Annotated in this window: 16 protein-coding genes; 4 read left to right on the top strand and 12 right to left on the bottom strand. The window is 43.2% G+C overall.

Features of this window, described 5'->3' with window-relative positions:
• Positions 1 to 199: 199 nt before the first annotated feature.
• From ACHUFW_RS20865 to ACHUFW_RS20820, 10 genes are all read right to left on the bottom strand, one after another.
• Positions 200 to 2,509, bottom strand: a complete 2,310-nt coding sequence (locus tag ACHUFW_RS20865) for an efflux RND transporter permease subunit (protein WP_394205817.1) — start codon at positions 2,507 to 2,509, stop codon at positions 200 to 202.
• 12 nt (positions 2,510 to 2,521) lie between these two features.
• Positions 2,522 to 3,532, bottom strand: a complete 1,011-nt coding sequence (locus ACHUFW_RS20860; RefSeq protein WP_394205816.1) for a WD40/YVTN/BNR-like repeat-containing protein — start codon at positions 3,530 to 3,532, stop codon at positions 2,522 to 2,524.
• A gap of 53 nt (positions 3,533 to 3,585) precedes the next feature.
• Positions 3,586 to 4,950: a DUF1329 domain-containing protein gene (locus ACHUFW_RS20855; protein ID WP_394205815.1), complete on the bottom strand. Its 1,365-nt coding sequence runs from the start codon at positions 4,948 to 4,950 to the stop codon at positions 3,586 to 3,588.
• A 17-nt stretch (positions 4,951 to 4,967) separates the two neighbouring features.
• Positions 4,968 to 7,028 carry a DUF1302 domain-containing protein gene (locus ACHUFW_RS20850; RefSeq protein ID WP_394205814.1) on the bottom strand — a complete coding sequence of 687 codons (2,061 nt, stop codon included), beginning with the start codon at positions 7,026 to 7,028 and terminating at the stop codon, positions 4,968 to 4,970.
• 320 nt (positions 7,029 to 7,348) lie between these two features.
• Positions 7,349 to 7,567 carry a DUF2835 family protein gene (locus ACHUFW_RS20845; protein WP_394205813.1) on the bottom strand — a complete coding sequence of 73 codons (219 nt, stop codon included), beginning with the start codon at positions 7,565 to 7,567 and terminating at the stop codon, positions 7,349 to 7,351.
• 270 nt (positions 7,568 to 7,837) lie between these two features.
• On the bottom strand, positions 7,838 to 10,399 hold the full coding sequence (gene pepN, locus ACHUFW_RS20840) for an aminopeptidase N (protein WP_394205812.1): 2,562 nt from the start codon (positions 10,397 to 10,399) through the stop codon (positions 7,838 to 7,840).
• Positions 10,400 to 10,485: 86 nt separating this feature from the next.
• Positions 10,486 to 12,531, bottom strand: coding sequence for a carboxy terminal-processing peptidase (gene prc / locus ACHUFW_RS20835; protein ID WP_394205811.1), 2,046 nt, complete (start codon positions 12,529 to 12,531; stop codon positions 10,486 to 10,488).
• 32 nt (positions 12,532 to 12,563) lie between these two features.
• Complete coding sequence (gene proQ / locus ACHUFW_RS20830) at positions 12,564 to 13,190, bottom strand: RNA chaperone ProQ (RefSeq protein WP_394205822.1); 627 nt, start codon at positions 13,188 to 13,190, stop codon at positions 12,564 to 12,566.
• Between the two features lie 270 nt (positions 13,191 to 13,460).
• Positions 13,461 to 13,919, bottom strand: a complete 459-nt coding sequence (locus ACHUFW_RS20825) for a GAF domain-containing protein (protein ID WP_394205810.1) — start codon at positions 13,917 to 13,919, stop codon at positions 13,461 to 13,463.
• Between the two features lie 25 nt (positions 13,920 to 13,944).
• Positions 13,945 to 14,220, bottom strand: a complete 276-nt coding sequence (locus tag ACHUFW_RS20820) for a YebG family protein (RefSeq protein ID WP_394205809.1) — start codon at positions 14,218 to 14,220, stop codon at positions 13,945 to 13,947.
• 259 nt (positions 14,221 to 14,479) lie between these two features.
• Between ACHUFW_RS20820 and ACHUFW_RS20815 the strand changes: the two genes are divergently transcribed.
• From ACHUFW_RS20815 to ACHUFW_RS20800, 4 genes are all read left to right on the top strand, one after another.
• Positions 14,480 to 15,106, top strand: a complete 627-nt coding sequence (locus ACHUFW_RS20815) for a paraquat-inducible protein A (protein ID WP_394205808.1) — start codon at positions 14,480 to 14,482, stop codon at positions 15,104 to 15,106.
• The gene (locus ACHUFW_RS20810) at positions 15,099 to 15,731 is read left to right on the top strand and encodes a paraquat-inducible protein A (RefSeq protein WP_394205807.1); all 633 of its coding nucleotides are present in this window, start codon (positions 15,099 to 15,101) and stop codon (positions 15,729 to 15,731) included. The genes ACHUFW_RS20815 and ACHUFW_RS20810 overlap by 8 nt, the downstream gene beginning before the upstream one ends.
• Positions 15,718 to 18,342 (top strand): MlaD family protein, encoded by a 2,625-nt coding sequence (locus ACHUFW_RS20805; RefSeq protein WP_394205806.1) that lies wholly within the window; start codon positions 15,718 to 15,720, stop codon positions 18,340 to 18,342. Before ACHUFW_RS20810 ends, ACHUFW_RS20805 begins: the two co-directional genes overlap by 14 nt.
• 177 nt (positions 18,343 to 18,519) lie before the next feature.
• Positions 18,520 to 19,539 carry a GGDEF domain-containing protein gene (locus tag ACHUFW_RS20800; RefSeq protein ID WP_394205805.1) on the top strand — a complete coding sequence of 340 codons (1,020 nt, stop codon included), beginning with the start codon at positions 18,520 to 18,522 and terminating at the stop codon, positions 19,537 to 19,539.
• Here ACHUFW_RS20800 and ACHUFW_RS20795 read toward each other — a convergent pair.
• Positions 19,510 to 20,136 (bottom strand): class GN sortase, encoded by a 627-nt coding sequence (locus tag ACHUFW_RS20795; RefSeq protein ID WP_394205804.1) that lies wholly within the window; start codon positions 20,134 to 20,136, stop codon positions 19,510 to 19,512. The genes ACHUFW_RS20800 and ACHUFW_RS20795 overlap by 30 nt on opposite strands.
• Positions 20,136 to 22,190: a marine proteobacterial sortase target protein gene (locus ACHUFW_RS20790; protein ID WP_394205803.1), complete on the bottom strand. Its 2,055-nt coding sequence runs from the start codon at positions 22,188 to 22,190 to the stop codon at positions 20,136 to 20,138. Before ACHUFW_RS20790 ends, ACHUFW_RS20795 begins: the two co-directional genes overlap by 1 nt.
• Positions 22,191 to 22,318: the final 128 nt, after the last annotated feature.

Genomic DNA, 22,318 nt, shown 5'->3' with positions numbered 1-22,318 from the left:
ATATGACAGGCCAGAAAATTGTGACCTAAGTCATAGCGCGAAGTTTATTACTAAATTTGCCATATTTCGAGAATTATTTTAGTGGTAGATCCTCATAAAAACCAGTTACAGCAATATTTTGCTGCGATAGATGCAAAAACAATCGACGAATGAGCTTAACTATGCAAAAAAAAGGAGAGCTGAGCTCTCCTTTTATTAACTAACTGCGGGGTTTTCGCCAAAATACAGCGGCTATCGCTGGCAAAATAATTATTGCCCCGAGCATATTCACTAAAAACATGAATGTCAGCAAAATTCCCATATCCATTTGGAATTTTAGTGCCGAGAAGAACCAAGTGCTCACACCGATGGCCAACGTTAGCCCAGTGAAAATAACCGCACTGCCGCGTTCAACCAATGCTTGATAGTAAGCATCTTGTACTGGCACACCGTCCCGTAACTTGACCGCCATCGTGGACAGAATATAGATACCATAATCAACACCAATACCAACCCCTAGTGCGATAACCGGCAAAGTACTTACTGCCAGCCCGATATCTAACTGAGTCATCAATGCCTGTGCTAATGTCGACACCACATAAAGTGGAATAATAACCGCAATGGTTGCCCGCAAAGAGCGGAAGCTCAATAAACAAAGCACAAATACCGCGCCGTATACATAAAGCATCATAGGTAACTGCGCTGCAGCGACCGCTTCATTGGTAGCAGCCATCACCCCAACTGGACCTGATGCTAAGCGGAAAGTAAGCTGCTCGTTATTCATGGTGGCTGCAAGGCTTTTAACTTTATCTACCACCAACTCAATGGTTTCGGCCTTGTGATCTTGCAAGAACAGGTACACAGGCATCACCGAACAGTCACTATTTAATAAGCCCGATGTTGTCGGAATTCGCCCCACCGCTTGCACCAAACTTGCTGTTGTACGCGGCAGCACCTGCCATTTAGGGTTACCTTCATTGAAACCGGCATTTACCCGTTTTGCCACTGAAGCTAAACTGGCGGTAGACTCAACGCCAGGGGTATTGCCCACAAGCCATTCAAACTCATCAATTTGCATCAGTTGATCATGATAGGTACACGCTTCAGGCGTGGCTTCCACAATCACTGTCATCACGTCGGTAGTGATAGAGAAATGGTCAGTAATAAAAAAGGTATCTTGGTTATAGCGAGAATCGAAATGCAGTGCAGGCGCGCCACCTTGAAGATCACCAATTTTCATTTTATCGGCTTCATACAAACCCACCCCGTACAACACGGCGGTGACACTCAATACAATCGCGGCATACTTAGGTGTCGCAAAGCATGAGAGCTTACGCCAAATATCATTATCGCTCGCTTTTTTCACCGCTTTGACACTCGGTGATAGCTTGCAATATGAAATCAGCAGCGGCAGCAATACCAAATTGGTAAGAATAATTACAGCAACACCGAGAGAGGCTGAAATCGCCAGTTCTCGAATGATACCGATATCAATGGCCAGCAGCGTCATGAAGCCGACCGTGTCAGACAATAGCGCAATACCACCTGGCACTAACAAACTTCTAAAAGATGACGCTGCTGCGGCTTTAGTGGTTTCGCCTTCACCAACCCGTCTTCTCACCGCATTAATCATTTGCACACTGTGACTAACACCAATAGCAAAGACTAAAAACGGTATTAGAATCGACATTGGATCTAGACCAAAGCCGACGACTGTCAGCAGGCCTAACTGCCAAATCACCGCCACTAAGCTACAAGCAAGCGGTAATAGCGTCAGCAATACCGATTTGGAAAACAGATAAACCATCACCGCTGTCACCAAAATTGCGATGAGGAAAAACAGCACCACCCCTTTAGCGCCTTCTGCGACATCTCCAGCCATTTTAGCAAAGCCAATAATATGAATTTTTATCTGGTCGTTTTCATACTCACCACGTAGTTGCTCTTCGAGCTGCGCGGCAAAAGCGAGGGTATCTAAGGGCTCACCGGTTTGTGGGTCGAAGTCCATCAATTGCGCGCTAACCATTGCCGCTGAATAGTCTTCGGCTATCAAACGTCCCACAATACCCGCTTTTTCGATATTACCTCTTACCACAGCTAGACCAGCTTGCGTGGTTGAAAAGTCGGCTGGTATTACCGGGCCACCGGCAAAACCATCTTCTACCACTTCAGTGAATCGCGTCGATGGCGAATACAATGACTTGACTTGTGCCCTATCCACCCCTGGGATGAAAAACAGTTGATCATGTACTTTTTTCAAAGAATCAAAGAAGTTCGCATTAAAAATATCGCCGCTGGTATCTTCTACCGCGACCATAATGCTATTTGCGCCACCAAACTGCTTTTGATGCGTCAGGTAGGTTTTCATGTAGTCATGATTAAGCGGGATATTCTTAACAAACGCTGCATCCATTTTTAGATTGCTCGCTTGCAACGCTAAAAAGACCGTCACTAACAAGAAGGAGAAAATGACAACTAGCCTTTGCCTAAAAAGAAACGACTCTAATCCATTTACAATTCTATCTAACATCTTAAGGCCCTATTATTCTTGTTCTAATTTAACGAACCCTTTGGTTCCACCAATCCATAATTGTCCTTGTGGATCAGTCATAATACTAACAAGGTTTTCTCCTTGCCTTTGGGCGATCAAATCAGCTTCGCCAGTCTGTTTAACATCTAAAATGATGCCTGCATTACCGACTAAACGTACCGTGGTTTCATTTAAAACTATGCCGCCATTAATTGTGGCTTTGGTTGGCAGTGGGATCTCCTGCCAATTGCCAGTACCAGTATTTGAGTAAAACAGGTGTCCCCTAAGGCCCATCACGTAAACACCAGTTTCTGTCACAACACTATTAAATAAAGAGCCTTCGTAAACAAAATCTTGTTTTTGCCAGGTGTAACCAAGATCGTCTGATGTGGCCACCAAACCCAGCTCACCAACCATCAACAACGCACCACTGTTTAATCTAACTACACGATTAAAATGTGGCAGCAACGTACTGCGTTCGCTTAAATAAAGAGCTTCGTCCTCAGCTTTAAGCTCTTCTAAATACGCAATATCCTCTTCAAATAAGAGTTCTTGATGGTACTCATCTTGCCAAGTCTTACCGCCATCCTGAGTGCGATAAAAAAGACCATAAGCACCAACAGCAATGCCTGAAGTATCATCAAACATAAGCACGTCCATTAACGGCTTTTCAATTTCAGGTGAGCTCATTTGTACTTGCCAAGACTGACCGCCGTCTTGGGTATGGAGTATGGTGGCGTCGTGCCCAACGGCCCAACCTTTCTCAGCACTAGCGAGAAATACCTTGGTTAATAATGCTTTCGTTGGCGATGGTACTTGTTGCCATTGACCATTAAATGTAAATAAGTGGCCTCTATCGCCGACAGCCACAGAGGTATCGCTAAACGTGGCAATATCCAACACAAGCGATTTGTCAGCTAAGGGTTGTAACTCTGTGTCACTAGGTGACTGCGCCAATACATTTAAACAAAAAGAAAGGGAAACGAAACTGACTAACACAAACCGAAGCATGCTAAACAACATACAAACTTCCTTAGATAAATGAGGGGCGCTAAGCGCCCCTATTCTATTGCCGATTAACGAATACCTGCACGCCTTAGTGCAGCTGGAGTGAAGTTTGCTTCACTCAACTTAGCATCGAAGTCATACATACGACCTTCGTTATCTAAGCCCATTGCAATATAGCGACGTGACTGTAAATCGTGGAATACTTCAAGCGTACTCCAATGGGTTGGCACTTCGTAATAGTTAATAGCGTGAGCAACAGCGACGCGGTATAGCTCATCACGGTTATCGTACATATCCGCTAATGAAACCTGCCAAGAATCCTCATCGATATAGAAAGTACGTGTTTTATAGATATGACGCATACCCTCTTTAAGCTGCGCTTTAACTACCCATACACGGTGTTTTTCCCAGCGAACATACTCTGGATTAATATGACCCGCTTTAATAATTTGGTCATACTTCAAGCTGTCTGAATGTAATTTATAATCATTGTAAGGAATATAAATTTCTTTCTTACCTAACAACTCCCAGTTATAACGCACAGGTGATCCGTTAAACATATCGAAATCATCGGTTGTACGTAAGCCATCAGACACTGTACCTGGTGTATCAAAAGCAACGTTAGGTGCTTTGCGTACGCGACGCTGTCCAGTGTTATAGGTCCAAGCTTGGCGTGGTAACGCCTCTTGATCCATCGTTTCTTTAACTAATAACGCAGTACCAGCTAATCGTGCTGGTTGAGTCACAACCTGCTTGAAGTAGAACAAGGTATTAGTTGAATTAAGCTTATCTAGCGTGATTTCAGGACGAGAGTACTCGAAACGGATCTCTTCAGCAGTTTCAACTAAGGTATAACTACCGCTTGCTGTTGGCGCTGCTTGGCTACGTGCTGTTTTAATGTCAACACCACGAAAACGTAACACATGGTTCCAAATCGCTTCCAAACCATTTTGCGGAATGGGGAAAGGTACACCAATAGATGCGCCAGAAACACCGTTACCATCTGCTACTAACTCTGCTCGAGTAGCGTTAGCTTTGGTCGCTTCATAAACAAATTCAGGTACAGAAGCGGTACGGCGAGTTTGATAAACATTCATCTTGAAGGTGTCAGGGTAAAGTTCAAATAACTTACGCTGACCATCTGTTAAATGGTCTTTATACTGATCTTTATTGGCGTTAGTGATAGTGAACTCAATTTTATCGCCGGCAAAAGGATCAGGGTGATGCATGCCCTTTTCATATCCTGCTGGCGCTGACGTTATACCGCCGTCCCAAGCAGGAATACTGCCATCTGCATTGGCTGCTTTATCGCCACCTAGAGGCGTTAACTCAGTACCTAGTTTAGCCGCGTCTGCTTCTGATACTTTTGCATAGCTCGCTGGTGCACATAACGCTACCGCCACAGCTGCCGACAATATCGCAAGTTTGTTCATTATTATTGTCCTTGTGATTAAATTGAATACTTGATGTTGAAAGATACATAGTCACGATCAGACATCTGATTGGTTGTACCTACGCCACCAAAGAACGAGTTATACGAAATATCTGCGCCCCAACGGCTACGATAATCGAAGTTAACACCTACAGAGACCGCTTTCTTACCTTCTGTAAACAAGAACATTGGATCAGGTGTAATACCATCAACATCGTGTGAGAAAATCACACGGGGAGACATGTTTACGCCGGCAAACAAGTTGTTGTAATCAGCTTTAGCAACTAAACGGTACCCCCAAGCAAAATCTGTTGGGAATGGGTTAGTTTCAGGGCCATTATGCAGGGCTTCAATAATACCTGGCATATCTGGGTTACCACCAGAACGCGCAGTCCCTGGACCATTTAAACGTAACTCATCAAAGCCAGGCATATCATGGATCCACACCCCACCAACTTCAGCAAGCATGGTTAGGTTGCTGGTACCTAATACTGGACCAAACAAGTGAGTAAAGGTCATTTGAGCTTGGGTGGTATCACGTAAAATATAGCCTTGTGCTCTTTCACCCGGTCCCACATCACTCACATAACTAGTGTATTGAGAAATACCATCTAAATCAGGACGAAGACCTGCATTTGCTAGCTGCTGAGGCATTGCAGCAAACAATAACTCTACGTCATCAATCTGTAGCGGTTCATCTTGACGGTGGGCAATTTCACCGGCAACTGACGTATCACCAACTAAGGTGTTAAAGCTAAAGCCGTAAAGTTTGATATCTTCTGGGTACTCAATTTGTGCTTTAGAGAACGTCTCAAGACCTAACATATCTTCACGCGTGACTGAGCCACCACTTGCAGCAATACCCGCAAGGGTTGCAATATCAGCACCAATTGCTTCTTGCGTGAAATTCGCCGTTGTACCGCTGATGAGCGGGCGGCGACTGTGATAGTTCATGTAGTATAAGCCGAACTCAGTCTCACCTAACTGCGGCGCGTAATAACCAAGCTTGATACCATACTGGCCCGAATCACTGGCACTTTTTTGATCATCCACTAGTGTGACTTTAGTTGGATAAGCTAGCGCTAAGTTACCTAGCGTTGCAGCATCATAATTACCAGAAGCTATCATGGCAGCCAAGGTGTTATATTCAGCTTGTAGGAAATCGAGGTTAATATCTGGATTAGCATTAAAGCCTAGCTGTGCATTTTGATAGTAACCACCGTAACCGGCAAAATCATTAGTAGAGAAATATGACCCTGGCGTCGGCACCCAAACTGGCTCCCAATCATACTGATAAAAACCTTCTACCGATAACGAGTCAGTAATACCGAACGATGCCCATACCATACCTTGTGGTCTGAAGGCTTCTTTTAATTCAGCACCTGGGGCATTAAGAATGTTCAAATCAACGGGGTTGATCACGCCGATACCGTGGGCAATTAAGGTACTTTCACCCCAAGAAACAACCTGGTTACCCACACGAATGGTTAGAGGGTTGGCACCATCATTGAAATCGAAGTCCGCGTATACAAACGCATCTAATAAACGAATATCTTTACATTGCACTTTGGATGCTTGGTCATCAGCACAGGGATCATATTCTCTGCCGGTGATTGGGTCGCTAAAGCCATAATCACCGTCGTTGGCTTTTTGATCGTAGAAATACATGCCACGAGCGAATAAACCAAAATTCTTATAACGAAGAGAAAGTTCGTGTAACCCTTTAAATACCATTGAGGTTACATCACCTTGAGAATACAGCAGGTTACTCAAATCACCATTACTGGAGTATGAACCAGGCTGTGCCCAAATTTCACTAGAAGTGTATTTAGTATTGTTAAAAGCAGAATAGTTTGACCAGTCAAAACGTGGGTGATTCACTTTACCGATGTGATCGTTCCAGTTTCGCTCTTCAACACGCCAGCTTGCACCAGCACTGAAAGTTGAGTCAAATGTCCCCTCTACTTCTCCCCAATTAAAGGAGACGGCTTGAGCGGTAGTAGCACTTCCCATGCTTAACGCTGCAACGATCCCCAAAGCAAGTGTCGACTTGTTAAAGCCGGTTTTCACGTTTTTCATTATTGCTATTCTCCGTAACCTGCTGGATTCTTATTATAGGAATGACAACCAACAACTTGTTAGCGTTCAGATAACACCATTGTTACAGCATTTACATCGTTGGAGCAAGACGAAAAAATAGAAAAATTACTCAAAAAATTGGTTACTTAGGGTGAAATTAGAACAATAATTAAAACAAGTGATTTAAATTTGGCGAAACACAATGAGAGGCAAGCGGATTGTAAAGATATAGACCAATATAAAACAAAGACTTAGCTGGATTTGGGATATTGAACAAGAGTTCAAAAATATAATCACTCGTTTGAAGTATATACTCTAATTTATTGTTTGGTCAGTGACTCAAATTCTCCCTGTTTGTTAAGAATTAATTTAAATTGACCTTGAAGTCCGTTGACGGTGAGAAATTTTCTGAAATAACGAGCGTGGATCCATAAGGTTTTGCCACTGTGATGATCCCTTACCTCTATCTTATCAACATACCCTTGATAGTATTGTAAAAAATCTTTATAGCTGATGCTTACGCTAAAATTAAATTCCATGTCTAACCATTAAAACCTTGAAACTACCTAGCAGGAAAACGGTAGGTTTTATTGTCAATATGTTATACCAATCAGCATAAAGATGTGATCGCTCTGGGACCTTTTTTGGCGGCCAACTTCTTCGTTGAATAACTTCACAATAAAACCATTATTACTTAAGTTATTCGTCTCGAACTAGCTTGCCAAAATAAGCTCTAAGTAGATCACTTTCTTATGCCGATTGGTATTAAGTCAAAAAGAGGCGCGTTATGCGCCTCTTAACTGCCCTTATTATGCTAAAGCCTTAGACACCTTTTCAAACAAATCTTTCGACAAATTATCTAAATCTAACAGAGCTTGCAAAGTTGCACGCATCTTTTGCTGACGAGATAAATCATACTTCTTAAATTGAATTAACGGAGTAATGATCCTTGCTGCGACTTGCGGATTTAAAGTGTTCAATTTCTCCAGTGCAGAGAGCAGGAATTGATAGCCACTGCCATCTTCTGCATGAAACTCAAAGGTATTAGCCGCTGCAAATGCGCCAATTAATGACCTAACACGATTGGGGTTTGAATAACTAAACGCAGGATCATTAGTCAACTTTTTAATCGCTTCTACTTGGCCAACAGCTGGGCAAGTTGCTTGCAATATTAACCACTTATCCATTACTAATGGCGTATCTTGCCACTTAGTATAAAAGTCTGCCAACAAACGAGCACGCTCGGGAGAATCTTCTCCATTTAACGCTTGAAGTGCGCCAAGGCTATCGGTCATGTTATCGGCGTTATCATATTGACTCACTGCATAACTTTGATATTCATCAGACACTTTTTGCAATAGTGCCAAACAGGCATTTTTCAATGCGCGTGACGCCGCATCCTGTTGTGATAGCAAATCACGGTACACAGCTGCTAGTTCGTCCTCACAGGCTGTCGCTATCTCTTCAATGACGAAATTGCGCGCTTTTTGCAAGTGAGTTAAGTCAACTTGGCTTACTTGCTCAATCAGCGTCGCCGGGTTTGGCAAAGCAAATATTTCAGCCAGCAGCGCTCGATCTAATTTAGGGTCTAACAGTAAACCTTTAAACGCATCACTGACTTCAGTCGCCAGTGTCATGCTTTGCTGCGAGGCCAGTGCAGCAACGTTTTGCCAAACCGCTTCACTAAATAGTGCAACCGATGCTTCCCATCTAGCCACTTCGCTGCTTGCAAAGCGTATTAGATGAATTAACTGCTCGTTGCTGTAATCAAATTTGAGTTTCACAGGTGCAGAGAAGTTTTGCAGTAACGATGGCACTACCTGTTGGTCAATGCCTTCAAACGTTAACGTCTGCTCAGACTCAACCAAATCAATGACTTTGTTGACCACACTGCTGCCGTCTTTTGCAATGAGTTCAATATCAAACGGAATGTGTACGGGTAATTTAACCGCTTCGTTCTCTTTTGAGGGGGTATGCTGCGATACATTAAGTTGATAAGTCTTGCTTTTAGCATCATATGACTCATTAACCTCAACAACGGGCGTGCCTGCTTGGCTATACCATAACCTAAACTGCGTCAAATCGACTCCAGATGCGTCCTCCATGGCGGCGACAAAATCATCACATGTTACAGCCTGACCGTCGTGTCGTTCGAAATACAATGCCATACCGGCTTGGAAAGCCTGCTCACCAAGCAAGGTGTGCATCATGCGAATCACTTCTGCACCTTTATTGTAAACCGTCACAGTATAGAAATTATTCATTTCGATGACAGATTCAGGTCTAATGGGGTGAGACATTGGACCTGAGTCTTCAGCAAACTGCTGGTTTTTGATCACTTTAATCGCTTGAATACGGTTAACAGCACGAGAGCCTAAATCAGAGCTAAACTCTTGATCCCTAAATACAGTTAGCCCCTCTTTTAAGCTAAGTTGGAACCAATCACGACAAGTCACTCGATTACCAGTCCAGTTATGGAAATACTCATGACCTACGACTGATTCAATGCCGTGATAATCTTCGTCTGTAGCCGAGGCTGTATCGGCCAATACATATTTGGTATTAAAGACATTTAAGCCTTTATTTTCCATCGCGCCCATATTGAAAAAATCGACCGCGACGATCATGTAGATATCAAGGTCATATTCAAGATTAAACCGCTCTTCATCCCACTTCATCGCCTTTTGCAGCGACACCATGGCATGTTTTGCTTTATGTAGGTTGCCAATATCAACAAACACTTGCAGTAGCACTTCGCGGCCACTTTGAGTGACAAATTTATCTTCCAATAGATCAAAGTTACCTGCGACTAAAGCGAACAAGTAAGCTGGTTTGGGAAATGGGTCTTGCCAGCTAACAAAGTGACGGCCATTATCAAGTTCGCCAGCGCCAACACGATTGCCGTTACTCAATAGATAGGGAAATGCTGCCTTATCCGCTTCAATACGCACATTATAAGTTGCAAGTACATCAGGACGGTCTAAGAAATAGGTAATGCGCCTAAACCCTTCTGCTTCACATTGGGTGCAATATGAACCGTCAGACATATACAAGCCTTCAAGTGCTGAGTTACTCTCTGGATCAAGCGAAGTGACAATCTCTAAAATAAATGCGGGTTTATCAACCTCAATTCGTAATTGACCATCTATTAATTGATAAGCGCTTTGTTGGCCATCAATGAGCAATGATTCAATAATCATATTATCGCCATCAAGCAATAGCTCACGGGCTGAATCATCGACACGCTGCACTTGGCTAACAGCACGTACCAAGGTCTCGGCACCATTTAAATTAAAATCTAAATCTATATGACTAATTGTATATCGAGGTGCTTGATAATCTTTAAGGTGTTTAGCTTGCATTTGAGACATGTTCTTCCCTTATATACACTTTTGATTTTGTTCTATAAAAAAACGCGCTCAATGCGCGTTTTTATATTTAAAGCTCGTTGTTTAATCTATTCTGATTGAGTTTTTGCGAGTCTGCCCGCATCCACCATATCTAAGGTGATATTGACGCTCTCGTCTAAAAACGCATCTGGGGTTTCGACATCATCTTCAATGTCATCTAAGGTTTTCACCACCTCTAAACCATCGGCAATACGGCGTTCGTTAAATCTGTCTAATTGTTTCTTATCAGCAGATTCACGTTCAGCAATACGCTCACTCTCAACCAAAGATACGGTGGTTTCATTGTGATGTTTCTTAAATTCTGCAATATCTTGATAGATATAACCAAATTCAACATCGTCTTTAATGCGTTTTTGATGCTTACCATCTAACTTGGCAATCAGCGCGGGATCGATATCCCCGAGTGTACCGTACTTAGCAACCGGCACTTTATCCCAAGGTAATGCGTTCTCTTCCTCAGCTTCACCATACTCCCCAGGTTCAAGTGCACTTGGGAAAGCGATATCTGGTGTGACACCTTTTAGTTGTGTCGAACCGCCATTAATGCGGTAAAACTTAGCAATAGTGTATTGAACGTGACCAACAGGTTTTTCGTACATATCGTAGATTTGGCCTAGACTCTTATGTTGCTGCACAGTACCTTTACCAAAAGTCGATTCACCGACAATCAATGCACGATCATAATCTTGCAATGCTGCCGCAAAAATCTCCGATGCGGACGCACTATAACGGTCAACCATCACAGTCAACGGACCGCTGTAACTTGTACGGCCATCATTATCACGATTTTGTGACACAGTGCCATTAGCATCGCGGATCTGCACAACGGGTCCTTGCTCAATAAACAGTCCAGTCAACAAAGTTGCTTCAGTTAACGCACCACCACCGTTACCACGAAGGTCAATAATAATCCCTTCAACTTTAGCTTCTTTTAACTTAACCAGCTCTTTTGACACATCTTGAGAAAGGTTCATGTAAAAGCCAGGGATTTCAATCACACCGACTTTGCGTCCGGCAAAGTCCCCTTCCGTTGGCTCGATGACTTCAGATGTGGCTGCACGATCTTCCAAGCGAATCTTGTCACGAACGATAGTCACTTCAAATGGTTTAGCTGCTGAGCCGCCTTTTTTCGGCAACACTTGTAAAATAACTTTACTGCCTTTAGGTCCTTTAATCAGCTCAACGACATCATCTAATCGCCATCCAATGACATCAACGATATCCTCGCCATCTTGGCCAACACCGACAATCCGGTCTTCTGGAGAAAGCTTTTCGCTTGAAGCTGCTGGACCGCCAGCCACTAGACTGCGGATAACAGTATAATCTTCATCCATCTGCAGCACAGCCCCAATCCCCTCTAAACTGAGGTTCATTTCCATTTGGAAACGCTCAGCATTACGCGGAGATAAATAACTGGTGTGTGGCTCAACCGTACGAGAAAATGCATTCATCACACTTTGGAACACATCTTCGCTCTTGGTTTGACTTAAACGCTTAATCGCATTGTTATAGCGTTTCTCAAGAACAGGAACGATCTCTTCCCAAGTTTTGCCGGTTAGTTTCAGATTAAGTGCGTCGTATTTTACCCGTTGTCGCCAAAGCTCATTTAATTCAGCTTCATCCTTTGGCCACGCAGCATCTTTGCGGTCGTATTGGTACTTATCACCTTCAACATCGAACTTAATTTCGTTTTCTAACTGGCTCAACGCAAAAGCAAAACGATCGTAGCGACGTTTTTGAATCAGCTCGTACATGTCATAGGCAGGCGTTAAGTTACCGCTTTTCAACATATCGTCGAACTGCGTAGCATATTTACTTAAATTATCGATATCAGATTGCAGCAGGACGTTGCGTCTAAAATCTAATTGTTTTAAGTAACGGTCAAATACCTGTTTCGAAAACTCATCATCAAGATCAAAACGATGATAGTGAGAACGCGTAAACAAGCGGGTAACACGCTTACTAGCAACTTTATGTTGCGGCTCTTGTGACAGTGAGGGTAACTCGCTGAATGGAATGGTTGGCGACATCGCCAAAGCTGAGAATCCAACAAAAAGACTGGCTATAGAGGCGGCCAGAGATAATTTTCGCATCAACAAGTTACTCCTTTATGACTATGAGGCAGTTACAATAGGATATGTTCTACCCGAACTTTAACGGTTAATCCCGAATCTAACTGCACTTGAACATCATCTTTCTTAATGTCCAAGATGACACCTTTAACAGGGGCTTTGCCTAATTTGACATTCACACGTTGATTTGGTTTCAACTCATTTAACACTGCTGGTGTTAAATTAACTGGTTTTGCTTGCGCTTTTGGTGCAGCAGGCTTGCGTTTTGGCGGGTTCTTTTTAACCGGCTTCTTCGCAGCTTTAGGTGCTTGACCTTCAGACTTTGCCGCTTTCTCTGCACGCTTAGCCTTGGCGCGGTCTTGGCTCTCTTTCAATGTAGCTTGAGCATGGTCAATATGTTCTTGCTCTAACTCACCACATGGGTTGCCATCTAAATCGATACGTTGAGCGCCGGCTTTAACACCTTTTAGATAACGCCAACTACTAGTATAGCGTCTAAGCGCAATTCTCAACTGAGTCTTACTGACTTTAGAATCATCAGCTAACCTTTCAGCCAAATCTTGAAACAATCCAATTTTAAGCGGCTTAGTTTCACCTTCGGCGATAAAGCACAAAGGAAATGTTTCATATAAATACGCGAGAATCGCGTTGGTGTCGGTCAACTTTTCTGTTGATTCCATCATTACTTCCACAGTTAAAAAGGGACACTTAGTTGCTGTTTTAAGTTTTGCAGCTTGTGTCGTTCATCATTGTTAGCTTACGCGATAAAGTGAACTTTCGATCAGTTATCTTTTACGCACCAACCAACATACCTTAGCAATTACAAATAACAAACACCAAGTGCGAATCTAATATAGAAATATCATGTAACACTTGGGTTCATTCCAGCAGCCTATTATAAGGAGGATACTGACGATTGCGACCTTCAATTGATAAAAATTGGTTGTAGTTTAGGCGAATAACGCCTTTTCAAACGAATTTATGAGCTTTTCTAAGCCAATTTGATCAGTTTCACTAAATCTGTTCAACGAAGGACTATCGATATCTAACACAGCAATGACTTGATTATCACGGCGAACAGGTATCACAATCTCAGAGTTACTGGCGGAGTCGCATGCAATATGTCCGGCAAACTCATGTACGTCTGCGACCCTTAAAGTAGTGTCGGTTTGCGCAGCAGTGCCACATACACCTTTACCCATTGGAATTCGGCTGCAAGCTACCTTGCCTTGAAATGGACCAAGAATTAGCTGCTCGCCTTCTACCACATAAAATCCAGCCCAATTAATATCGTCAATATTGTCATTAATTAACGCTGAAAAGTTAGCCATTGCGGCAACAACATTGTCCTCACCACTCAGTAAAGCTAATGCCTGTTTGGCTAAGGTGTCGTAACACGGCTCATTCATACAAATTTCCTAACATTTTATTTGATTAATCTGACTTCTTAGTCGGCTTCTTTGCTACTGGCGCTTTTTTCACCGGATTACCCTTTAGTAACGCCATTAGCTGATCTTTATTTTTAGCAAGATAAAAACTTAGCTTCTCGCTGATATCATCATCTAGCCCAAGGTCGGAGTCACTGATAAAGGGCAGTAGGTTGTCAGCCACGTCAAGCATCTTATCATATGCATCGGCCTCCTTTTTAGATGTAAAAGTCATCTTCTCTACCCCTTCTCTGACCACGACAAATTTAGTTATAACTGCCATGCCTACCCTCATTACTGTTTTTATATACAGTGTTAGAATGTCATAGAATCAACTTCTTATGCAAGAGTTGAAAATAATCTGATACTATTGAAATTGCTATCGTTTGCAAAAACCTGCCAATTCTCGGTGTTATTTGCAAGGTTTAGCTATATGTATATTAACGCTTTGGTGTTTATAAAAGTGCCGTCAAGGTCAATAAACAGCCAGTTATTTTCATTTTTAAGAACAAACATCACAAAGGTATTGAGTCACACACCTTATGCAGCAATGTGCTTTAGAAAAAAGTGTTATTTTATGCCGTTCATGTGATCTCGTCGTCAGCAAACGTGCGTTGCCTACGGGAGTCAGAGCATTGTGCCCACGATGCCATACGGCTTTATATGACACTCCCTATTGCTCAATCAACGGCATGCTCGCCCTGTGCTTAACCGCATTAATTTTCTTTTTTCCTGCTAATTTATTACCAGTATTAGAGCTACATTTTCTCGGCAGCATCAGAACCACAACCATTATTGAAGGGGCAATAAACGTTGCCGACCAAGGCTACTGGATAGTGGGTATTGCCGTTATTACCGCCGCCGTTATCGCACCTGGTTTGTTAATTGCTTCTATTTTGACGCAAATACTCATTGTTAAATATCAGCTGCACAACCCGTTTTTTAGGCAGATATTGAGGCAACTATTAAGGCAGCAAAGTTTACTTTCACAACTGACCATGCTTGAGATTTATATGATCAGTATTCTGGTGTCTGTTTTTCAACTATCTGATTACACAGACCTATATTTTGGAATGGGCACCTTCTGCTTTACTATGCTGTTTGTCATGACTATTTTTCTACAACGTGAATACGACCTAGAACATATGTGGAGCATGTTAGATGACTGAGCATGCAAAGCCTTTGCAGGGCAAAGATCATGGCCTTGCCCCCTGTAAGACATGTTTGAAACTATGTCGTATTGATGATGAATATTGCGCTCGGTGTAATGCGCCGATTGCAGCAAGAGACTACACCAGCGTACAAAAAAGCTGGGCATTACTGATCACCGCAGCCATCTTGCTCATTCCTGCCAATGTCTATCCGATCACTATCATGACCAGCCAAGGCAGCATGCGGCAGGACACGATTTTTAGCGGCATAACCCATTTAGTTGAGCTAGATCTTTTGCCTATTGCCATCATTTTATTCACCGCAAGTATTTTGGTGCCGATGCTAAAAATTGTCGGTTTATCGATTTACTTGTGTGCGATTAGTTTTAATTTGCCGATATCTAAAAAGAAGCTGATGTCGGGATTTCATATCATTGAATGGATCGGACGTTGGTCAATGCTTGACCTGTTTGTTATTTCTATCACTGCGGCATTGGTTAATATGGGTCAGTTATTAGACGCTAAACCCGCGCCTGCAGCTACCGCGTTTGCCTTAGTTATCTTGTTAACCCAATTGGCAGCGAAAGTCCTAGACACTCGCCTACTATGGGATAAATTGGAATCAAAAAATGACACAAATTGAAACGCCTAAAGTGGTTAGAAAAAAACTCTTCTCACCAATTTGGTTATTGCCCATCATCGCACTGATACTTGGCGCCTGGCTTGGGGTGAAAAGTATCCGTGAATCAGGCGTTGAAGTGCGGATTCATTTTCCTAGCGCAACAGGTATTGATGTTGGTAAAACGCTAGTTCGCTATCAGGGTCTTACAGTGGGTAAAGTGGTCGATATCAGCATTGATGATGACCTACAAGGGGTTAATGTCGATGTACTCATGGATTATCGGGCCGCGCCTTTTCTCAATGACAATACCCAGTTTTGGCTAGTAACGCCTAAAGCCTCGATCACAGGCGTGGAAGGATTGGATGCGCTGTTTTCAGGAAATTATATTGCTATCAAACCTGGAGACGGTGAATCTCGCTCAGTGTTTGAAGCGGCAAGAGAAACACCGGTCATGTTGCCCGGTAACGACGGCCTTGTTATAGAGCTTTCCAGTGACACACTAGGTTCATTAGATGTCGGCTCACAAGTTTATTATCGTCAAATACCGGTTGGAAAAGTCATTAGCTACCGCCTAGAAAACAGTAATACCATTATCTTTAATGCCTATATTCAGCAAAAATATGCCGATTTGGTTAAAGTTGATTCTCAATTTTGGAATGTGTCGGGCTTCGATATTGATGCCTCATTAAATGGCATTAACGTCAAAACAGAGAGCTTAGCTGCAATCCTAGCTGGCGGCATAAGCTTCAGCTCAACGTCTAATGATTCCGCAACCTCAGGCCAACACTTCACCCTTTATGAAAGTAAGAAACTGGCCTATGGCGGCAAAGAGTTTACCCTGACTGCCAAAAATGCTGATCAAATAAGTGAAGGCAGCCGGATTCAATTTCGTGGGATTGAAATTGGCCGCGTAGTGCAATCTAACCTTGATGACTCTGGGGTTAAATTTAAAGCTAAAATCGATCATCAATATGCTGAACTATTAACAGGTAGCGCTCAGTTTTGGATAGAAGGCGCAGATATTTCCTTCTCTGGCGTCAAACACGCAAGTCGACTCATTACTGGCAGCATCGTTAATTTTATGCCTGGACAAGGACCAGCAAAAAACAGTTATAACCTACTCGATTCTGCACCGGAAATTGTCAACGCCGATCCCATTCAATTAACGTTAACAGCCAACGAAAACCCCAACATAAAAGCGGGTGCTCAAGTTAGATATAAACAGCTCCCCATAGGCAAAGTCACCCAAGTTGCTTTTGGTGACGATTTTACAGCAGTCGAGTATCAAATAGATATTGATGCTATCTACGCAAGTTTATTAAAGAAAAACAGTTACTTCTTACCTGAGTCTGTGTTTGCCATCGACGCTTCATTAGATGGAGTGAGCGTTACGACACGAGATCTAGATACTTTTACCCATGGTGCCATTAGCTTGGTTCCAAGCAAAAGCAATTCACTTATGATCTCTGGTGAGCAGGCGATGCTGTATGCGTCTGCCGAGGAAGCAAGCGAGGCGATGAGCAGAGCAAGCCAACATACCTTAGTGCTAAACAGCGCCGATGCGGCACAGCTTTCGCCCAATGCGCCGGTTTATTATAAGAAAATGCAAATAGGCCAAGTTAATCAAATCAACTGGCATCAAGATACCGACAACTTCAAAATACATATTGGCATCGATAATACCTTTTTGCCTTTAATCAAGGACAATACGGTATTTTGGCGCAACAGTGCCTTAAGCATCAATGCTGGATTGACCGGAGTCGATATTGAAGTTGCGCCAATTGAAGGGGCGCTAAAAGGCAGTATCACTTTAGGCCTGCTAGCGGACGACCAACAAGCCAATAGCGACCACCTTTATGAAAATGAAAAGTTGGCGCGCACGCAAGCTGTTGCGATTAAATTACATTTCCCGGCGGCAACTAACCTTAGTGCCAAAGCCGCAATACGTTATCAAGGTCATCAAATTGGTGAAATTGACAAGGTTACTTTAGATAGCAACTTGCAATCAGTAACGGCAACTGGTCACCTATATGGTGACTATGCAAGTCAGTTCACTCAAGAAGACACCCGTTATGCAGTCACTGAAGCCAAAGTCTCCATTACCGGCATAGAAGCGCCTGAAACTCTTATTACTGGTGCCTATGTTAAAGCGCAGCCTGGCAAAGGCAATGGGCAAAAACAGTTTGAGTTTACTGGCACTCAACTAGCTCCAACGCCCTTATCACCTGGTGATGTCAGCTTCACACTAACCCGTGGGACACTGGGCAGCTTAAAAATTGGCACCCCCATTATTTATCGGGGCATTCACATCGGAAAAGTCGATGGTTACCAGCTGAACTCCGCAGGCAATGCCATCGATTTTCAAGTGCATATAGAGCAAGCCTTTGCACATTTGGTCAATCAAAGCAGTCAGTTTTGGGATCTTTCTGGAATAAAAGTGGACTTTGGTCTTTTCTCTGGTGCGCAAGTTGAAACTGGCAGCTTAGAAACTATATTAGCGGGCGGTATTGGTGTTGCGACTGAAAATGTCACCAGCAACACCAACCAACTTTCAGCAGAACAACGCTTTAATATCGCGCCGAAAGTTGACCCTCAATGGTTGACTTGGTCCCCCATACAACAAACACCATAAAAACAACAAAGATAAAAGGCAATTTCCTTAAGGTGATTGCCTTTTTTATTAGATAACGCAGTTTTGATTGGACAACGCCTGGCCATTTCGTAAACTTTAACAGAAAAGCAAAAATTGTATTGCTTCAAATAGATAAATTTATAGGCCTATATGGCGGCCTTGGCAGACGGGAAAAGTATGTCAAAAAATCTCATGCAACAAGCTGCGGCCAATTTAAAGAAAGCCGTACCTTTGATGTTAAAACACCAAATACCCACTACGCCCACCAACTATGCCTTGTGGTACGCCTATGTTGGTGAACAAGACCCCCAACTAGTCGAAAAACTAGATGAAATTGTTGAGCAATACCATACCTGTCCCCCCATCAAAGCAGAAATGCTTTATCGGGAACATGTCAGCGATCCCGTTGAAATTGATTTAGTCGACATGCGGCAAAATCTTGAGGCGATGGCGACTGAATTGTCACAATCACTGAAAGATACCAACCACGATGCGACTAAGTTTCAATCTCGAGTAGACACGAACTTCAATCGCTTAAATAGAATTGAAGAAGAAGGTGTCAGCTTAGAAAAGGTGTTGGGATTGGTAAGAGAGTTAGTCAAAGAGTCGGACGATATTCGCCTGTCGACACAGTTTTTCACAGGCCAATTAGATAAGGCTCAACAAGAGATAGACACATTAAAGAACAAACTCAAAAAGTCGGAAAACGATGTCTATCATGATGCATTGACCTCTGTGTTAAATCGGCGTGCATTTGACCGTGATCTTGACGGTATCTTGCAGCAATCTGGGCAAGGTTGTTGCCTTATTTTAGCTGATATCGACCACTTTAAAGGTTTCAATGACAACTATGGCCACTTGCTTGGCGACCAAGTATTAAAAGTGGTTGCCAAACGACTTGCTGAATCTTGTCGTAATGGCTGCCAACTCTATCGATTTGGCGGAGAAGAATTTGCCATTATCGTTCCTAACAGCCACCAACGTAAAGCACGACATTTAGCTGACGCAATGCGACGCTCTTTAGAAAAGGTGTCCCTAAAAGATAGGCGTAAAAATCAACGCATTGATAATATTACTGCCTCTTTCGGGGTCACAGAGTGGCAAAAAGATGACGACGCAATCCGATTAATTGAACGCGCCGACAAATTATTATATGAAGCTAAACGCTTAGGCAGAAATCGAGTAATGCCCATCTGATGTCATAGGGTAAGCAGTAACCACTAAACGATATTGAGTATCTGGGTTGATGCTCTCAAATGGGTAGCATGTCACTAGTGTTAGCATTAAATCATCATTTGCAGCAAAGCGAATATGAGACTGATGCAAAATTTCGGTAGTGACAATTTTATACTTCATTTGCTGGGCATCAGCACTCTCTACCGCAATTATGTCACCTGGCTTAACGTACTTAAGCAGTGAGAAGTGGCTATCTCGATGACCCGCTATCACGGTATTTCCCCAAACATTAATTTCGTTATCGACTAACATGGCTGCAGGGCCAAAAGCGAGGTTGCGACCAGAAGCACCCGCTAATACATATAACTCCTGATCACTTCCTTGTTGGCGTTCAAAGTGCAATTTCGCGACTGGATAGGTATCAGCCCAACTCCAAGGTTTATGGTACTCGCTGTCATCTAATGTTTTTTGCCACGCACTTTCAATCAGAAATTGGGCAAAATGTGCTTTTGCTTGCATATATCCTCCGGTAACTAACAACCCTAGCCCACCTAAAAAAAATGTAATTGCTGTTGCCTTGATAAAGCCAGGTAATCCACGTTTTGATGTCTTTTTCATCAACATTTCTCCGCAGTATCTCCAGCCCCCTGGGTAACATTACCCAAGCTCCTGTTGAATAAATGTCGATAGCTCAGCATCAGCGCTGTTGATAGCAGTAACAACAGACAACCTAAAAACAATGCCAAAGGACTGAAAGACGCCGTTTGCGGTAGCTGTCCAACTTGCCACCCTTGAGGCAAATTCTGTGCTGTTTGGCCCTGCATCAGTGCTTGCCCTTGAGTTCTGCTGGCAATATCGTCAATGGCGATCAAGCTGGTATAACGGCTAACTAGGTGATGATTAATCGCCAACTCAGTAATTTGATGCTTTATCTGCTCACGATTATCAGCATTTCTCGACAGCATCAGCCCAGCTATTTTCTCTCTTGCCCACACAATATCTAAGCCAGTCATGGTATCGGCAATCTGAGGTTCAAGTTCGGTCTGCCAATATTGGCCATCATTAAAACCTGACACGACAATGGCATCGGCAGCTAATGGTTTGCGATAGCTAAACATCAAACTTTGCCCTTGATAGATATCGCCATGATGCTGGGGCCACACGTCCATGGGTAAACCCGATTTAGACCTGACTTGGATATCTGTAAGCCTCGGCATCGCAATTTGGTTAAGCAGGGTTCGCATGCTCTGCTCCACTTCGCCAATATCACCAATGTAGGTATAACTGCCTCTGCCGACGCGAGCCGCCCTTTCCATAAAATAACCATTAGGTGCAGCGCCGATACCAACCGTAAATAGTCGGCTATTACCGAGCTGAGCGGTAATTTGGTTAAACAAAGCCTGTTCATTATTGACCGCACCGTCAGTGATGAAAATAACTTGGCGTAGCAAGTGAGAATCCGTCTCTGCACCTATATGTAAAGCTTGATTTAGTGCCGGAACCATTTCAGTGCCGCCATCAGCGTGTAAATGCCGAATGAATTGCTGGGCTTTACCTAAGGTCTTGGCGGTGACATTGACGGCATAGGGGGCAAAACTTCGAGTGGTAGAGTCAAAAGCAATAATATTAAACCTGTCTTTAGCTCTAAGGGTTGCAAGTGCGGTAATTAACGCGGCTTTAGCCTGCTCAATTGAAGCACCATGCATAGAGCCTGAAGTATCAACAACCAAAATTAATTCACGATTGATCAGTTGCTGCTGCTCAAGCTTAGCCGGACTGACCATCACTAAGCCATATTGTTTGTCGTCTATCGACTTATCAGCAATAGAATGAGGCCTGTGAGTTCGACCACTTTGGGCATAAACAACCGCACTAGGCTGTATGCTGTCAGCAGTCTGCCAACGCAAAGCAAAATCTCGATTCGCTTGATTAACATCGGTGAGCGATATTGCAAACCGCCCTTTAGTGTCGGGCTCTATGCTGATGTCATGATAAGGGGATGCGATGCTATTCACATCCGCTAGGCCATCCAGCAAAATATTGATGTGAATATTGCCGTTTGCGATTAAAGCGCTTTGCTGCTCAAGCTGACTACCAGAGTTATTGGACAACTGACTTGGCTGGTTATCTGGTAACGGATTTTGGCTAACCTTAGCCGCATATCTTGGCGTGATGGCTGTTGGGAAACGCAAACCAAACTTACCATTATGCTGATTAAGCTTTTGCTGATAAACCAGCTCTATCTCTAGCTTTTGCCCAGGCGCTAGGTTGGTAAACCCATTGGTAAAGATATTTGGCCGTTCTTGTAAGGTGATAGTCGCGGTTTTACCTTGCTTTTGCGCTTGTTTGAACAGTGCTTTTGCTTGCTCTTTGGGTTTAATCACTCCTACCATTTTGCGATCGCCCACTCGCATTAATAGGGTATCTATCGCAGCGTCATGAGGTAACGGAAATCGATACACTCCCTTCATCCAGTATTCACTGCTGTTAACAAAAACCTGTTTAACCCGTGCGCGGTTAACCCACCCTGTCACTTGCATATCGACTTCGGTGCTAACTGGCTGACTAATCAACCGTTGGGCCTGCGTTGATAACTGCTGACCTTGTTCATCGATAAGCTGATAATCAATGTAACTTTGACCTAAATTTGGCTCCGTCGCGCTTAGCGCCATTGAATTGCTACTAAACCCTATACATATCAGTATCAATATTGAACCAAACAGTGTTGAAGGTGATTTGGAGGCCCCCTTCGGGAGCCTCCCAGTACCACAACTCCATTTAAAAACCGCTGCAATGTCCA

It is taken from the genome of Shewanella waksmanii (assembly GCF_043643685.1).
GTDB classification, from domain to species: domain Bacteria; phylum Pseudomonadota; class Gammaproteobacteria; order Enterobacterales; family Shewanellaceae; genus Shewanella; species Shewanella waksmanii_A.
Note: the sequence above shows the minus strand (reverse complement) of the source record. Positions and strands in the feature narration are given on the sequence as shown.

Bases quoted from the DNA above. Each gene is read 5' to 3' on its own strand.
- ACHUFW_RS20860 (WP_394205816.1), bottom strand. From the start codon at position 3,532: ATGTTGTTTAGCATGCTTCGGTTTGTGTTAGTCAGTTTCGTTTCCCTT.
- ACHUFW_RS20800 (WP_394205805.1), top strand. From the start codon at position 18,520: ATGTCAAAAAATCTCATGCAACAAGCTGCGGCCAATTTAAAGAAAGCC.
- ACHUFW_RS20825 (WP_394205810.1), bottom strand. From the start codon at position 13,919: ATGAATGAGCCGTGTTACGACACCTTAGCCAAACAGGCATTAGCTTTA.
- ACHUFW_RS20790 (WP_394205803.1), bottom strand. From the start codon at position 22,190: ATGGCGCTAAGCGCGACGGAGCCAAATTTAGGTCAAAGTTACATTGAT.
- ACHUFW_RS20810 (WP_394205807.1), top strand. From the start codon at position 15,099: ATGACTGAGCATGCAAAGCCTTTGCAGGGCAAAGATCATGGCCTTGCC.
- prc (WP_394205811.1), bottom strand. From the start codon at position 12,531: ATGCGAAAATTATCTCTGGCCGCCTCTATAGCCAGTCTTTTTGTTGGA.
- ACHUFW_RS20865 (WP_394205817.1), bottom strand. From the start codon at position 2,509: ATGTTAGATAGAATTGTAAATGGATTAGAGTCGTTTCTTTTTAGGCAA.
- ACHUFW_RS20850 (WP_394205814.1), bottom strand. From the start codon at position 7,028: ATGAAAAACGTGAAAACCGGCTTTAACAAGTCGACACTTGCTTTGGGG.
- proQ (WP_394205822.1), bottom strand. From the start codon at position 13,190: ATGGAATCAACAGAAAAGTTGACCGACACCAACGCGATTCTCGCGTAT.
- ACHUFW_RS20845 (WP_394205813.1), bottom strand. From the start codon at position 7,567: ATGGAATTTAATTTTAGCGTAAGCATCAGCTATAAAGATTTTTTACAA.
- ACHUFW_RS20855 (WP_394205815.1), bottom strand. From the start codon at position 4,950: ATGAACAAACTTGCGATATTGTCGGCAGCTGTGGCGGTAGCGTTATGT.
- ACHUFW_RS20815 (WP_394205808.1), top strand. From the start codon at position 14,480: ATGCAGCAATGTGCTTTAGAAAAAAGTGTTATTTTATGCCGTTCATGT.
- ACHUFW_RS20820 (WP_394205809.1), bottom strand. From the start codon at position 14,220: ATGGCAGTTATAACTAAATTTGTCGTGGTCAGAGAAGGGGTAGAGAAG.
- ACHUFW_RS20805 (WP_394205806.1), top strand. From the start codon at position 15,718: ATGACACAAATTGAAACGCCTAAAGTGGTTAGAAAAAAACTCTTCTCA.
- pepN (WP_394205812.1), bottom strand. From the start codon at position 10,399: ATGTCTCAAATGCAAGCTAAACACCTTAAAGATTATCAAGCACCTCGA.
- ACHUFW_RS20795 (WP_394205804.1), bottom strand. From the start codon at position 20,136: ATGAAAAAGACATCAAAACGTGGATTACCTGGCTTTATCAAGGCAACA.